The organism is Vulcanococcus sp. Clear-D1 (assembly GCF_014654725.1).
Taxonomy (GTDB): domain Bacteria; phylum Cyanobacteriota; class Cyanobacteriia; order PCC-6307; family Cyanobiaceae; genus Vulcanococcus.
Genome location: NZ_JACVZV010000028.1, coordinates 1 through 12,190, shown reverse-complemented (window position 1 = coordinate 12,190; position 12,190 = coordinate 1). Strand labels below are relative to the sequence as shown.

The window sequence follows — 12,190 nt, the reverse complement described above, 5'->3', positions numbered from 1 at the left end:
GCAACCTATGGATGGCTCAACAGGTCGGCGCGGGGCTGGGCTGGCAATGCCGCAGAGCTGCTGCGTTGCGGTTCCAATCGCCAGCCGTTGCCAAGGGGCCGGCAACGCCAACCCGCCGGTGTGGCTTCCAGGCCCAGTTGGTGCTCGAGCAGTTGGCGATCGGCCGCCGATGCCTCCTGCAGCCGGAAGCCCCGCAGCTGAAACGGTTGCAGCTCGAGTGCCGCAAGGCCGCCACTGCGGCGCTCCAGCTCCACGCCGTAGAGGCACACCAGATCGGAGCGCCAGGGTCCATGGGGCGGCAGGCCCTCGTAGTCGTTGATCAGATCGCCGCAGCCATAGAGGATCAGCCGGCCCTGATGGATCTCCAGGGGCAGCGGGTGGTGGGAGGAATGGCCAAACACCACATCCACCCCGGCCAGCTCGATCAGCTGCCGCGCCAGCCAGCGGTGCTGCTCCGGCACCACCGGCACCCAGTTGGCTCCCCAGTGCAACGACACCACCACCCGATCTCCCGGGCGCCGCTGGCGGTTGATGCAACGGCACAGCCATTTCACGCTGCCGTTGTTGATGCCGCTGATCAGGGCCACGCCGGGGCGGCAGGGCAGGGCGGCCCAGGCCGGTGGCACGCCGCTGCTGGTGAAGGCCCAGGTGAACAGCAGCAGCTCGCGGCCATGGCCCAGCTGCCAGCGGGCCGGCCGCTGCGCCTGATGGGGGCTGAGGCCCGCGCCGGCGGCCTGGATGCCGGCCTGGCGCAGGCAACGCAAGGTGTCGGCCAGGCCGTTGTAGCCCCAGTCGAGGCTGTGGTTGTTGGCGAGGCTGCAGCCATCGAGGCGGGCCGCCTGCAGTGCTGTGATGTTGGCGGGGTGCATGCGGAAGTGCACGCTTTTGCCCGGCCAGGGCCGGCGGCTGGTGGTGATCGCTGTTTCCAGGTTCACCAGCCGCAGCTCGGGATTGAACCGCTCCATCCAGGCCAGGCTCTGGCCCCAGGGCGTTGCGGGTTGGAAGGGCTTGGGGATGGGGCCATGGAGCCGCTCGGCGAGCTGCGCGTAGTGGCGGGCATCGCGCACCACCGCCTCATGCAGGGCTGGATCGCAGTGTTGGGGCATCTGTTGATCGACGCCCCGGCCGAGCATCAGATCGCCCCCCAGCAGCAGCTTGAGGGTTAACGGTTCCACAGCTGTTGCAGTGAGGCCATCGCGAACACCAGCAGGCCGAGCACCACCAGGGCCAGGCAGAGCTGCACCGCCAGGGACACCGGAATCACAGGCACCACAGCCAGCTCCCATCGCTGCCTGTGATCTATGCCCCCCGCCGGGAGCCGGCGGTTGGAGCGGCACAGCTGCGGCACCGGCGCTGGGATGCTGCGGCTGCGGCGTTCAGCGGGGGTGAAGGCGCGCACCCTGGCGCCAGTGCCTGGGCCCCTGCGCGCATGGTGAGCAGCAATGGAACCTTCCATCTCGAATCGCCGGCCTTCCGCGATGGCGAGTTGATCCCGCTGATCCATAGCGGCGAGGGGCTCAATCTCTCGCCGCCGCTGCGCTGGAGCGGCGCACCGGAGCACACCCGCAGCTATGCCCTGTTGCTGGAGGATCTCGACTCACCAGCCGGCAGTTGGGTGCACTGGCTGCTGTTCAACATCCCGGCTGCGCTGCGGGCACTGCCGGCAGGGTTGGAGCGGGCGCCTGAACTGCCCAATGGCGCCCGCCACGGCAGCTGCTGGGGGGTGGGGCGCTTTGAGCGGATCGGTTATCAGGGCCCGCTGCCGCCGGCGGGCCTGGCCCATCGCTACCGGTTTGAGCTGGTGGCCCTGGATGCGGCGCTGGATCTGCCGCCGGGTTGCACGGTGTTTGATCTGCGGGCGGCGATCAAGGCCCACGCCCTGGGGCGGGCTGAGCTCATGGGGCTCTATGCCAGCAGCGCGTGAAGCCGATCGGCAACCAGCGCTAAAAAAAACTGCCGCAAACTGCTGCACTTTGATGCGCTTAATTGCAAGTGTTGGTCTGGCCTTCTGGGCCTTGCCAACGCATCACTCTTTGCAAGTTCGATCGTCGTGACGCCCCGTAAGCAGCTCTCGATGGTTCTGCCCCTGGAGCTCATCGAGGCCATCAAGCAGCGTGCCGCCGAACAGGGCCTCAGCATCACGGCCTATGTGGCCAACCTGGTGCGCCGTGATTTGGGCCATCCGGCGCTGCCTGATCCGCTGGAGATGGCGGAGCAGCTGCATCAGCTGCAGGAGCGTGTGGATCGTCTGGAGCGGGGTGGTGGAGAGGCTGTAGATCTGCTGTAGAACTGCGGCGACTTTTGTTTCAGCTGTGATGGGACCAGGTCGTCGGCAGCCGCCTGAGCAGCCAGAAGAGAGGCCGTTGCGCAACAGCCGCGTCACGGTGAATCTCACGGAAGCCGTGCACGCTCAGTTGCGCCGCTGGGCAGGAGAAGAGGCCCGCAGCGTGAGCAACCTCTGCCAGACGATCATCGAAGCCACGCTTGAGCGGCGGAACCGCTGAGCAGCTGCCGCGCATTCACGGCTGGGCCTGCGCCGGCGCTTGCTGTGGCTTGGCTTGGCTGAGTTGCTTTGTGGGTTATGAACCAGCATCAGCGTTGGGGCTTCACCGATCAGGCCGAGCGTTGGAATGGGCGCCTGGCGATGCTCGGTTTTGTGATCGCTTTAGCCACCGAACTGCTCACCGGCCAGGGGGTGCTCGCTCAGCTGCACGCGCTCTGGCCTGGCCCCTGAGCACAACTGCAGCAGCACAGCCGCAGGCGGGGCTGCTGCAGTGGTTCTGCCCTCAGGCTGGTGGGGTGCACGCGATGGAGTCGTGGGATGAACAACGGCAACTGGGAGATCGGTGTCTCGGCGGAGAGCCTTGATCAACTGCTCAGCGGTGAGCAGGCCGGCATGACCCTGTGGTTTCTGGCCGGCTACGTGAAGGGCATCACCGATAGCCACGCGCTGTTGCGCGGAGAGCGTCTGATGGTGATCGAGCCCGATGGCGATCAGGGCTGGCGCCTGCGCACGGCGGCGGCGGACGGCTACGCAGGCAGCTCGGTGGAGGTGGAGGCCTGATGAACACCCTGCCCATCACCCACACGTGCTATCAGCGGCGGATCGCCGAGCTGCAGGCCCAGATCCAGGCCCTGCTTCAAACCCTGTGCCATTGCACCTCCAGCTCCGCCGAGGTGGCGCGGATCGATCGCCAGATGCGGCCGCTCTATGCCGCCCTCTGGGCGATGCATGCCGAGATCAACACCTAGGCGAGCGGCCGGCCGCCGCGCCGCTCAAGGGTGGGGGTGATGCTGCCTGCTGCTATTCCTTGGCATGCCCGGCCGCCCTCCGGCAGCGCCGACGGCCTCACGGGTGCTGAGGCGGAGCGGCGGCTGGCGGCAGACGGCCCCAATCGCCTACCGCAGGCCCCGGCCCCCAGCCTGGCCGCGCTGCTGCTGCGCCAGTTCGCCAGCCCCTTGATCGCGGTGCTGCTGGTGGCGGCGCTGCTGTCACTGGTGGTGGGCGACCGCAAGGATGCCCTCTTCATTGCCGCCGTGTTGCTGCTCAACGCCCTGGTGGGCGGGTTGCAGGAATGGAAGGCGGAGCGCCGCAGCCATGCTCTGCGCCAGCTGTTGAGGGTGCAGGCCCTTGTGCGCCGCGATGGCGAGGTGGTGCTGCGCGATGCCGAAACCCTGGTGGTGGGCGATGCGGTGTGGCTGGAGAGCGGCCAGGTGGTGCCGGCGGATCTGCGCCTGCTCCGCAGCCACAACCTCGAGCTCGATGAGGCGCTGCTCACCGGTGAATCCCTGCCGGTGCACAAGCACGCCCAGGCGCAGCTGCCCGCCGACACGCCCTTGGCTGAGCGCTGCACCATGGCCCATGCCGGCACCACGGTGGCTCGTGGCCGCGGGATTGGGCTGGTGGTGGCTACGGGCCTGACCACTGAGGTGGGCCGGCTGGCCAGCGATCTGCAAACGATTCAGCCCGGGCGGCCGCCGCTGCTGCAGCGGTTGGATCGCTTCAGCCGCAGCATCGGCCTGCTGGTGAGCCTGGCGGCCCTGGCCGTGGGCTGGTTGGCGATGGCCCGCGGCGGCATTTCCCTGTTGGACGCGCTGCTGTTTGCCGTGGCGCTGGCGGTGTCGGCCATTCCCGAGGGGCTGCCCGTGGCGCTCACAGTGGCCCTGGCGGCCGCCAGCCATCGCATGGCGCAGCGGCAGGTGATTGTGCGGCGGCTGCCCGCGGTGGAGGGCTTAGGCAGCTGCACTCTGATCGCCAGCGATAAAACCGGCACGCTCACCTGCAATCAGCTCTCGGTGGAGCGGGTGCTCCCCGCCGATGGCGTGCCGCTCGATCGGCTGGCGCGGGCAGCGGTGCTCTGCAATGAAGCCGATCTGCATCGCCGCGATGGCGATTGGGAGGGTCGCGGCGATCCCACCGACGTGGCGCTGCTGCAGTTCGCCCGCCAGCAGGGGTTCAACCGGGAGCAGGTGCTGTTGGCGGAGCCGCAGCGCCAGGCGATCCCGTTCGAGCCCGAGCACCGCTTTGCGGCCAGCTTTCATGCCGCCAGCACCGGCGGGATCAGCGTGCTGGTGAAGGGCGCGCCTGAGCGCGTGTTGCCGATGTGCAGCGCCAGCCCCGCAGCGGCGCAGCACTGGCTGGAGCAGGCCGCTGCGCTGGCAGGCCAGGGGCTGCGGGTGCTGGCTTTGGCGGAAGGCCAAGGCCTCGAGCCGCTCGGCGAGCAGGCCACTCCGCCGGAGCCCAGTGGCCTTGAGTGCCTGGGGCTGTTGGGGTTGATGGATCCGCTGCGGCCCGGTGCAGCGCTGGCGGTGCAGCGTTGCCATGAAGCCGGCATTCGCGTGTGGATGATCACGGGCGATCACCCCACCACGGCGGCGGCGATGGCCCGCCAGCTCGGCTTGCTGCAGGGCGGTGATGCGGTGGTGGAGGGCCGCGACCTGGAGCAGGCCAGCCCGCGGCAGCTGCAGCGCTTGGTGGCCAGCCGCTGCGTGTTTGCGCGCATGGCCCCTCATCAGAAGTTGCAACTGGTGCAGGCGGCGCAGCGGGCCGGCCACTTCGTGGCCGTGACCGGCGATGGCGTGAACGATGCGCCGGCGCTGCGGGCCGCGCAGATCGGGATTGCGATGGGGCGCAGCGGCACCGATGTGGCCCGGGAGGCGGCCGATCTGGTGCTGGCCGACGACGGCTTCGCGTCGATCGTGGCCGGCATTGAGGAGGGCCGGATCGCCTACGCCAATGTGCGCAAGGTGATCGCGCTGCTGGTGTCGTCGGGCGCGGCCGAGATCGTGCTGATCACCCTGGCGGTGGCCAGCGGCCTGCCGCTACCACTGCTGCCGGTGCAGCTGCTCTGGCTGAATCTGGCCACCAATGGTGTGCAGGATGTGGCCCTGGCGTTTGAGCCGGCGGAGGGCGATGTGCTGCGCCAGCGCCCCAGACCGCCGCAGGAGCCGGTGTTTGATCGGCTGATGCGCCAGCGCACCCTGCTGGCGGCCTTGGTGATGGGCTTGGTGGGCTTTGCGCTTTATGCAGTTCTGCTGCAACGGGGCTGGCCGCTGGATCAAGCCCGCAATGCGTTGCTGCTGCAGATGGTGCTGTTTGAAAACGTGCAGATCGGCAACTGCCGCCTGGAGAAGCATTCGGTGTTCAGCGCTTCACCGCTGCGATCACCGCTGCTGCTGGCGGGCACGGCGGCAGCGTTCTCTCTGCACGTGTTGATGATGCACAGCCCTTGGGGCCAGCGGCTGCTGGGCACCGGGCCACTGCCGCTGCAGCAGTGGCTGGTGCAGCTGGCGTTGAGCCTCAGTGTGTTGTTGGCTGTGGAGTTGCAGAAGTGGCTTCAGCGCCGCGGCGATCGAGGGAGCTCTCGAGCAGATAGGCCGCCAAGTTGCTGAGGGAGCGGCCCTCGCGGTTGCTGCGCTCAATCAGGGCATCCAGGGTGGAGTAGGCCACGGTGATGGTGAGCCGCTGGCTGGAGCGGAAGCTGCTGGGGCCTGAGCGGGCGTTGAGGGAAACCATCGGCACTGCCGTAAGGATTGCTTAAGGATTGGTTGAGTGCGCTTGTGCGCCTAGATCCTTGTTTGCGGATCCCTGAATTGGGATGGGTGATGCAATGGAGCGCTGCTGTGGTGCGCCGTGAAGGGTGCAATCTGCTGCAGATGGGTTTATGCGGATGTTGCATTTATGCCTGAAATCGTTGTTAGTTTTTTTACCCCCCCCCCATTTAGCAGCATGCCCTACACCTTGATGCTGTAGGACATTTGTAGCTCAACGACTGGAGTGGTTTTGAGTGTTGTTGTTCTCGACGATCACCGCATGGTGGGTCAGGCCATTGCTGGTGTGTTGTCGGAGGTTGCGGGGCTGAATGTCACCGGGGTTTGCGTGTCGGTGCAGGAGGTCGTTGCTTTGATCAACTGTTCTCCGCCACGTCTGTTGGTGGTGGATGTGGAATTGGGTGGTGAGTGTTATCGCGATGCGGTCGATCCGTTGCTGCAACGCAGGCCGGAGGCGGAGCTGTTGTTCATCACCGCCATGGCCTCACAGTTCGTGCCCCCTGCTGATCTGCAGCCGTTCACGATTGGGGTGATGGATAAGGCTCAGGCCTGGGATCAGCTGCTGGCCGTGCTGATGCCCTGGAAGCAGGGTCTCTGCGGTGGGATCACAGCGGCGATGCAGGGTTGTGAGCTGCAGCTGGCTGCGATCGATCGGCTTAGTCCGCGAGAGCGGCGGCTGGTGCGAGAACTGGGCTGCGGGTTGCTCAACAAGGAGATCGCCGCTCGGCTTGAGCTCAGCGTGGCCACGGTGGAGACCTATCGCAAAAGCGTGGCCGCCAAGCTCGGCGTGAGCGGTGCGGAGTTGGTGCGGCTGGCCACGCTCCACCGCACCCTCAGGTGGGATGCGGGCTCGCCAGCGGCAGTTTGAGGCGCAGCTCCGCGCCCCCCAATGACTGGGAGCGGCCCAGGTGCAGCACCCCGCCGTGGCGGCAGGCAATCGATTGCACCGTGAGTAAGCCCACCCCCATCCCATGCGGTTTGGTGCTGCGCATCAAGAGATCGCGCAGGTTGCTGCTGGGTAGGCCTGGTCCGCTGTCGGCCACCACCAGTTCAACCAGGCCCTCATCGGCTTGAAGGCTGCAGGTCAACCGGCGGGGTTGCGGTTGCCCCTCCAAGGCCTCGCAGGCATTGCTGATCAGATTGCAGCAGGCAATCTCCAGTTGCCCGGGCACGCCGCTCACCAGCACCGGTGGCTGCAGCAGCTTCAGCTGGAGTTCCACCTGTGAGGCCTGCCGCAGGGGCTTCAGCCGCTGCAGGCAAGTGCGGAGCACCGCCGTGAGGTCGACAGATTGCATCGGTGCGGCCGACTCCTTGAGGAGCGAACCGATGGCCTCAATCAGGTCATTGATCTGTGCGCCGCAAGTTTGCAGCTCGGCCATCCTGTCCTGCAGGGCTGGGGTGCTGATCGGTGCCTCTTCGAAGCGGTGCTGGATCAGCCTGGTTTGCAGCAGCAGCTGGCTCAGGGGCTGACGCAGCTCATGGGCTAAGGCGGAGGCCTTCAAGCTCTGGGCCAGTTTTTCTGCCAGTGCAGCCTGGCTGGCTTGCAGTTGTCGTTGTTGCTCTTCCAGCCTTGAGCGCACATGGGCGGCCCAGACGCAGCCCACAAGCAAAAGGCTGCGGCGCGCCCACAACAGCGCCTCAACCTGCCGATCGGCATGGTTGAGCCCATGGGCGAGGTCGCAGGAGATCTCCAGGGCTAAAAACAGCACCACCAGCAGGCTCTCCTGCCTGGTGGTGAGCAATGCCACACCGGCCATCACCGGTAGCAAGCTCCAGGGCGGGCTTCTCAGTTCCAACGTTCCGCTGAACCGCCCATCGATCAGCAGGCTGATCAGCAGCATGAGCAGGGCCAGGCTTGCGGTGATGCACCAACCTCTGCTGATGCAGCGCTTGAGAGCGCGACGCCATCGCTGCATCGCTAGTGCCGATCTACAACCACTCTGCATCCGTCTGTATCAGGCTGAGCAACGCCGCGGTTCAACAGCGGCCGTTGCCGAATGATTGGCCCGGCAGCTTTCAGGGTCTTTGGTTCTCCCGCTCGAGCATCTCGCGGTTCTGGATCTCTACCTGTGGTTGGGGAATGAAGGCACCGTCAGCGAGGTGCTCGATGTGCACCAGAGCACGGTGTCTCGCCAGGTGCGCTCGGCCCTGAAGCTGTTCAACCTGAAGCTGAGCCGTTCCGATGGCCACGTGCAGCTCGGCGGTGATGCCTCCCTGCTGATGGCCGAACGGACCGTGCATCAACAGGCCCGCCTGCGCGGGCGGGCGCCGTTGCGCATCGATGCCACCTATGCCTCAGGCCCCTGGTTTCTGGCCAGCCCGCCGGAGGGTTGGGTGGTGGGCCGCTTTGATCTGCCCGGTGTGCAGCGCCCGCTGCAGTTGCTGGAGGATCGCGTGATGGATGCCTGGGTGGGGAGCTATCAGCCCGATCTGCCGGGCCCCGATGATCCCGATTGGTGGGTGCTCGATCTCCTGCGGGAACCGGTGCAACTGCTGGCCGCCCCAGACCATCCGCTGGCCCAGGTGCGCGGCCTGAGCGGCGCTGATCTCGAGCCCTTCCCCAGCCTCGCTTTGCCCCCGGGTTGGTTTCCCCGCACCGAAGCGGTGCTGCGTGAACAGGGGTTGTGGAGTGATCCGGTGCGGATCAAGCGCTATGACCCGAGTTGTTGGGAGGGGCGCTGCGCCGATGGTGTGACGCTCACCTACGGCCAGAGCCTCACCGAAGCCCTGCAACCCACCACCGTGCGCCTGGATTGGGATCTGGGCCTGATCACCGGTGAAGCGCTGGTGGTTCGCCGCGATCTCGTGGATCAGCCTGCCGTGCAGCAGCTCGTGGAGCATCTGCTTCAGCAGGCCCGGTTGTTGGCGGCCCAGTTCGACGACGTTCAGCTCGCCAATTGAGCGGGTGCCCGCTTCACCACATCGGGCAGCCCCAACCGCCCATGCCCGGGCCGCCCATCCCTGGCCCGTGATGCCAGCCGGTGCTGTTGGCACGCTGGCAGGTGTCGAGATCACCCCAACTCTTGGCTTGGTTGATGCAGAGCAGTCGCTGCTCAAGCCGCGCCTGCAGTTGTTTGGTCATGTGCCGCATCAATAGGCGCCGCTCCTCGAAGTTGCCGGGCTGGGCCTGGGCTGACCCGGCCATCAGCGTGAGGGCCAGGGCTGCCCCGAGGTAGGCCTTGGCATGGAATTGGCTCATGCAGGAAGACGATCAACATGGATCGCCACGCTCCTCTCTGCATAGGGGTTTCGATCAGGGCTGCCGTGGCCCGCGGCGCATTTGCCGCATCAGATCTGATGCTTCGCGCCGGCTGCGTCCCAACACCGTGGCGCCCAGCAGGCCGTGCTCACTCAGGGCTCCAAGGCGATGGGGGATGCAGCCTCGCCGCCTGGCACTGTCAAAGAAGAGGCCACGGCGTACCCAGTCGTCGAGGAGTTGTTCGGGAAGCAACCCGTGCCAATGGGGCATACGCAGTTCGTCGCTCGCTTCGTAGAACACCGCCGACCCATCAGCGCTGCGCAGCTCACCCCTTGCCCGATCAAAGTTCCCGCCGGTGGCACTGGCCGCCAGCTGAAACGGATGGGTGGTGCCCCCTTTTCGCAGGTTGATTTCGATGGCCCACAGCTGCCAGCGCTTGTCTTGGCGCCTGGCCAGCACGTCCAGCAGTACGGCTCCTCGGCAGCCCAGTCCAGCCAGGTGCTGGCCGAGGCGCTCTCCCATGGCCATCAGCTCCTCGCGGTAGACAGAACGAGCAGGAAAGCGGCAGCCCTTGAAGCTCTGCCCGTGGGGGCCCCCCAGCCATTGCTCATGGGTGGAGACCAGCCGTGCTGCTCCATTGCCATCAATCCAGAGCTGCATTCTGGGTGAACTCAGGGCTCCAGCACGGCCATCGATCAGTTCCTGGGCGACCGCACCATTGCTTAGGAGCTCGTCGCGCCAGTGGGGTAGCGGCATCTCTAGGTGCAGGAGGGCATGCTCCAGCGCCTGGCGCCGTTGGAGAGGTGGCTGGAGCCGCCAAGACTGAAGCTCCAGCTCGAGCGGAGCATTGCCCCGCCCGCCTGCCATCCGGTTGAGCTTCACCACGAGGCTATTGATGTCGCTGTGGCGCTCCAGCAGTTCAGTGCAGGCGTCGCGAAGTTGCTCCAAGCTGTGGCAGAGCAAGGAGGTGCGCGGATGGGGCATGCCGACTTGCGCAAACACTTCGGCGGAGCCGGCTTTGCTGCCGAGCCCCGAGAGGGAAGCCGGTGTGCCCTCGAGTTCCAGGTTCAGCAGCTGAGCGAGGGCCATCTCCGCCGGTGAAACGGAATAACAGGCCAGCCGTGCTCCTGGCCTGAGCTGTTCGCGAAGCTGCTCGAGCAAACGAGGCCTGGCTAGCAGTTTGTGGGTCAGCGGCCTTGGGGCATGGTCGTGCAGACACAGCGCCTGCAGTCGCTCCCGCAGCCAGGACGGCGGCACGGCCGGCATCAGCTTGAGCACAGCTTCCAGGCAACCCTCGCTGATGGGGGTGGGCGTAACGAACACCAGCCGATGACCGGGATGGAGTAGGTGGCGGAGCTCCACCAGATGCCGCTCCGCCCAGCTGTCCAATCCATCGATGCAGGACAGGGTGCGCGGATCGGCGTTGTAGGAGGGCACGACCAGCAGATCGCTACCAGGCAGGAGCTGCGCCATAGAGACCAGACATTGACTCGGAGACTTGCTTCTGAGTCTTTTGACCTTTGCTTGCATGTTGGTTGTGCTGTATGGGCAGATCTGCTGTTGATTTGGTTGATGTAGCAGCCGCTCAGTAGGGATCGCCGATTGAAACTGGAGAGTACGCAACCAACTTGTGGACTCTGCTGCATTACGCGTGGCTGGGCTGTGGTGCACCTGGCTACTTCTGATGCTGTTTCATGTGGAATTGGGCCTGATGCCGCTCTTCCACGGCGCTTCTGTGGAGATCAAAAGCCAGGTTTCACCATCGCAGTTGCCGCGCATCTTTCTGGCGATGCTGGTGTACTTTCTGATTCCGGTGATCGCCATGGTTCTGGCCGTTCACGCGGTGTCTGATCCCTTGGGCTGGAGCAATCGTATGCCATGGCGAATGACGCAGTTTGTGCTGAGCGTGGTGTACAGCACAACGAACCTTGCACACCTTGTGGCTGACGTCCGCATTCCTGATTCGCGTGCTGATCAGGTGCTGTTGATGGTGGTGCTCACACTTGTGGGATTTCTGCTCAACCGCGACACCTGGCTGTGGTGGCAGGGATGAGCCCTGAGGGAACGCTTCTGTTCGGCAGCCTGGTAATGAGCTTTGTGGCTCTGGTGGGTGGAATCACGCTGGCGCTTCCAGCTTGGCGCTTGCAGCAGCTCCTCAGGCCGCTGGTTTCTTTGGCGGCGGGTTCGCTCTTGGGAGGTGCGTTGTTCCACATGCTTCCGGAGGGATATCGGGCCCTGGATCCGCTGCGCTCAGGCGAATGGGTCGCGGCTGGCTTTACAGCATTTCTGGCATTGGAGCAGTTCCTTCATTGGCATCATTCCCATCGCCATCAAAGCCGGCTGCGGCTCGGACAGGACGATCGCTGGGTGCGCGAGCCGATAGCCCTGTTGATCCTGATGGGCGATGGCCTGCATAACTTCATTGGAGGCCTGGGGATTGCCAGCACCTATCTGATCAATCCACCCGCCGGTGTGGCGGCTTGGTTGGCTGCAATTGCCCATGAAATTCCCCAGGAGCTTGGTGACTTTGGTGTGCTTGTGCACAGCGGATGGAGACCGCGTCAAGCGCTGTTTTGGAACTTGGTCTCAGCGTTCACATTTCCCCTGGGTGCCTTCATAGCCTGGTGGTTGCGCGAGCAGATTTCTCTGGCTCCTTTGGTGTTATTTGCCGCTGGTAACTTCATCTATATTGCAGCATCTGATTTGGTGCCTGAAATCAAGAACGATGCTCAACCAGGGCGTGCATTGCCTGGTTTTGCCTGCTTCGCCGGTGGCCTGGTATTCATGTTGATGATTGCCATCTTGGCCTGAAAAAGACATCTTGTTGACTAGTACCGCGCAGGTGGCTCAAGGCTATTGGTGTCATTGTTGATTGGCGGCAAAACTGTTGGCTTAAGCCTGGTCTGCTGCGGTTGTGCTTTATTCTCCAGCTCATCCCTG

Annotated in this window: 17 protein-coding genes; 11 read left to right on the top strand and 6 right to left on the bottom strand. The window is 65.1% G+C overall.

The window, feature by feature from the left end; translation table 11 throughout:
- Nucleotides 1–5: 5 nt before the first annotated feature.
- Together H9532_RS11310 and H9532_RS11305 are read right to left on the bottom strand one after the other, a co-directional pair.
- On the bottom strand, nucleotides 6–1,175 hold the full coding sequence (locus tag H9532_RS11310) for a CapA family protein (RefSeq protein ID WP_296368514.1): 1,170 nt from the start codon (nucleotides 1,173–1,175) through the stop codon (nucleotides 6–8).
- Entirely contained in the window at nucleotides 1,163–1,399 is a 237-nt protein-coding gene (locus H9532_RS11305) for a hypothetical protein (RefSeq protein WP_296368511.1), read from the bottom strand. Before H9532_RS11305 ends, H9532_RS11310 begins: the two co-directional genes overlap by 13 nt.
- 30 nt (nucleotides 1,400–1,429) lie before the next feature.
- On the opposite strand from H9532_RS11305, the gene H9532_RS11300 reads away from it, so the two are divergent.
- From H9532_RS11300 to H9532_RS11270, 7 genes are all read left to right on the top strand, one after another.
- On the top strand, nucleotides 1,430–1,924 hold the full coding sequence (locus tag H9532_RS11300) for a YbhB/YbcL family Raf kinase inhibitor-like protein (RefSeq protein ID WP_296368510.1): 495 nt from the start codon (nucleotides 1,430–1,432) through the stop codon (nucleotides 1,922–1,924).
- A 126-nt stretch (nucleotides 1,925–2,050) separates the two neighbouring features.
- Complete coding sequence (locus tag H9532_RS11295) at nucleotides 2,051–2,287, top strand: hypothetical protein (protein ID WP_296368507.1); 237 nt, start codon at nucleotides 2,051–2,053, stop codon at nucleotides 2,285–2,287.
- Nucleotides 2,288–2,315: 28 nt separating this feature from the next.
- Nucleotides 2,316–2,504, top strand: coding sequence for a hypothetical protein (locus H9532_RS11290; RefSeq protein ID WP_296368505.1), 189 nt, complete (start codon nucleotides 2,316–2,318; stop codon nucleotides 2,502–2,504).
- A 77-nt stretch (nucleotides 2,505–2,581) separates the two neighbouring features.
- Nucleotides 2,582–2,734 (top strand): chlorophyll a/b-binding protein, encoded by a 153-nt coding sequence (locus H9532_RS11285; protein WP_296368503.1) that lies wholly within the window; start codon nucleotides 2,582–2,584, stop codon nucleotides 2,732–2,734.
- An 87-nt stretch (nucleotides 2,735–2,821) separates the two neighbouring features.
- Nucleotides 2,822–3,064 (top strand): hypothetical protein, encoded by a 243-nt coding sequence (locus tag H9532_RS11280; protein WP_296368501.1) that lies wholly within the window; start codon nucleotides 2,822–2,824, stop codon nucleotides 3,062–3,064.
- Nucleotides 3,064–3,252: a hypothetical protein gene (locus tag H9532_RS11275; RefSeq protein WP_296368499.1), complete on the top strand. Its 189-nt coding sequence runs from the start codon at nucleotides 3,064–3,066 to the stop codon at nucleotides 3,250–3,252. Before H9532_RS11280 ends, H9532_RS11275 begins: the two co-directional genes overlap by 1 nt.
- 39 nt (nucleotides 3,253–3,291) lie before the next feature.
- Entirely contained in the window at nucleotides 3,292–5,892 is a 2,601-nt protein-coding gene (locus tag H9532_RS11270) for an HAD-IC family P-type ATPase (protein ID WP_296368497.1), read from the top strand.
- On the opposite strand, the gene H9532_RS11265 is transcribed toward H9532_RS11270, so the two are convergent.
- Entirely contained in the window at nucleotides 5,801–6,016 is a 216-nt protein-coding gene (locus H9532_RS11265) for a hypothetical protein (RefSeq protein ID WP_296368495.1), read from the bottom strand. The genes H9532_RS11270 and H9532_RS11265 overlap by 92 nt on opposite strands.
- 267 nt (nucleotides 6,017–6,283) lie before the next feature.
- On the opposite strand from H9532_RS11265, the gene H9532_RS11260 reads away from it, so the two are divergent.
- Nucleotides 6,284–6,919, top strand: a complete 636-nt coding sequence (locus H9532_RS11260; RefSeq protein WP_296368494.1) for a response regulator transcription factor — start codon at nucleotides 6,284–6,286, stop codon at nucleotides 6,917–6,919.
- On the opposite strand, the gene H9532_RS11255 is transcribed toward H9532_RS11260, so the two are convergent.
- Nucleotides 6,885–7,892, bottom strand: a complete 1,008-nt coding sequence (locus H9532_RS11255; protein WP_296368491.1) for a HAMP domain-containing sensor histidine kinase — start codon at nucleotides 7,890–7,892, stop codon at nucleotides 6,885–6,887. The genes H9532_RS11260 and H9532_RS11255 overlap by 35 nt on opposite strands.
- Nucleotides 7,893–8,076: 184 nt before the next feature.
- Here H9532_RS11255 and H9532_RS11250 point away from each other — a divergent pair, with 184 nt between their 5' ends.
- On the top strand, nucleotides 8,077–8,952 hold the full coding sequence (locus H9532_RS11250) for a LysR substrate-binding domain-containing protein (RefSeq protein ID WP_296368489.1): 876 nt from the start codon (nucleotides 8,077–8,079) through the stop codon (nucleotides 8,950–8,952).
- 13 nt (nucleotides 8,953–8,965) lie between these two features.
- On the opposite strand, the gene H9532_RS11245 is transcribed toward H9532_RS11250, so the two are convergent.
- Nucleotides 8,966–9,250, bottom strand: coding sequence for a hypothetical protein (locus H9532_RS11245; RefSeq protein ID WP_296368487.1), 285 nt, complete (start codon nucleotides 9,248–9,250; stop codon nucleotides 8,966–8,968).
- 54 nt (nucleotides 9,251–9,304) lie between these two features.
- On the bottom strand, nucleotides 9,305–10,723 hold the full coding sequence (locus H9532_RS11240) for a peptide ligase PGM1-related protein (RefSeq protein ID WP_296368485.1): 1,419 nt from the start codon (nucleotides 10,721–10,723) through the stop codon (nucleotides 9,305–9,307).
- A 238-nt stretch (nucleotides 10,724–10,961) separates the two neighbouring features.
- Here H9532_RS11240 and H9532_RS11235 point away from each other — a divergent pair, with 238 nt between their 5' ends.
- Nucleotides 10,962–11,303, top strand: a complete 342-nt coding sequence (locus tag H9532_RS11235) for a hypothetical protein (protein WP_296368559.1) — start codon at nucleotides 10,962–10,964, stop codon at nucleotides 11,301–11,303.
- Nucleotides 11,300–12,061 carry a ZIP family metal transporter gene (locus H9532_RS11230; RefSeq protein ID WP_296368483.1) on the top strand — a complete coding sequence of 254 codons (762 nt, stop codon included), beginning with the start codon at nucleotides 11,300–11,302 and terminating at the stop codon, nucleotides 12,059–12,061. Before H9532_RS11235 ends, H9532_RS11230 begins: the two co-directional genes overlap by 4 nt.
- Nucleotides 12,062–12,190 lie beyond the last annotated feature (129 nt).

What these genes read in the sequence shown, in the direction of transcription:
- H9532_RS11300 (WP_296368510.1), top strand. Translation starts at nt 1,430, where the DNA reads ATGGTGAGCAGCAATGGAACCTTCCATCTCGAATCGCCGGCCTTCCGC.
- H9532_RS11290 (WP_296368505.1), top strand. Translation starts at nt 2,316, where the DNA reads ATGGGACCAGGTCGTCGGCAGCCGCCTGAGCAGCCAGAAGAGAGGCCG.
- H9532_RS11285 (WP_296368503.1), top strand. Translation starts at nt 2,582, where the DNA reads ATGAACCAGCATCAGCGTTGGGGCTTCACCGATCAGGCCGAGCGTTGG.
- H9532_RS11280 (WP_296368501.1), top strand. Translation starts at nt 2,822, where the DNA reads ATGAACAACGGCAACTGGGAGATCGGTGTCTCGGCGGAGAGCCTTGAT.
- H9532_RS11275 (WP_296368499.1), top strand. Translation starts at nt 3,064, where the DNA reads ATGAACACCCTGCCCATCACCCACACGTGCTATCAGCGGCGGATCGCC.
- H9532_RS11270 (WP_296368497.1), top strand. Translation starts at nt 3,292, where the DNA reads ATGCTGCCTGCTGCTATTCCTTGGCATGCCCGGCCGCCCTCCGGCAGC.
- H9532_RS11265 (WP_296368495.1), bottom strand. Translation starts at nt 6,016, where the DNA reads ATGGTTTCCCTCAACGCCCGCTCAGGCCCCAGCAGCTTCCGCTCCAGC.
- H9532_RS11255 (WP_296368491.1), bottom strand. Translation starts at nt 7,892, where the DNA reads ATGCTGCTGATCAGCCTGCTGATCGATGGGCGGTTCAGCGGAACGTTG.
- H9532_RS11245 (WP_296368487.1), bottom strand. Translation starts at nt 9,250, where the DNA reads ATGAGCCAATTCCATGCCAAGGCCTACCTCGGGGCAGCCCTGGCCCTC.
- H9532_RS11240 (WP_296368485.1), bottom strand. Translation starts at nt 10,723, where the DNA reads ATGGCGCAGCTCCTGCCTGGTAGCGATCTGCTGGTCGTGCCCTCCTAC.
- H9532_RS11235 (WP_296368559.1), top strand. Translation starts at nt 10,962, where the DNA reads ATGCCGCTCTTCCACGGCGCTTCTGTGGAGATCAAAAGCCAGGTTTCA.
- H9532_RS11230 (WP_296368483.1), top strand. Translation starts at nt 11,300, where the DNA reads ATGAGCCCTGAGGGAACGCTTCTGTTCGGCAGCCTGGTAATGAGCTTT.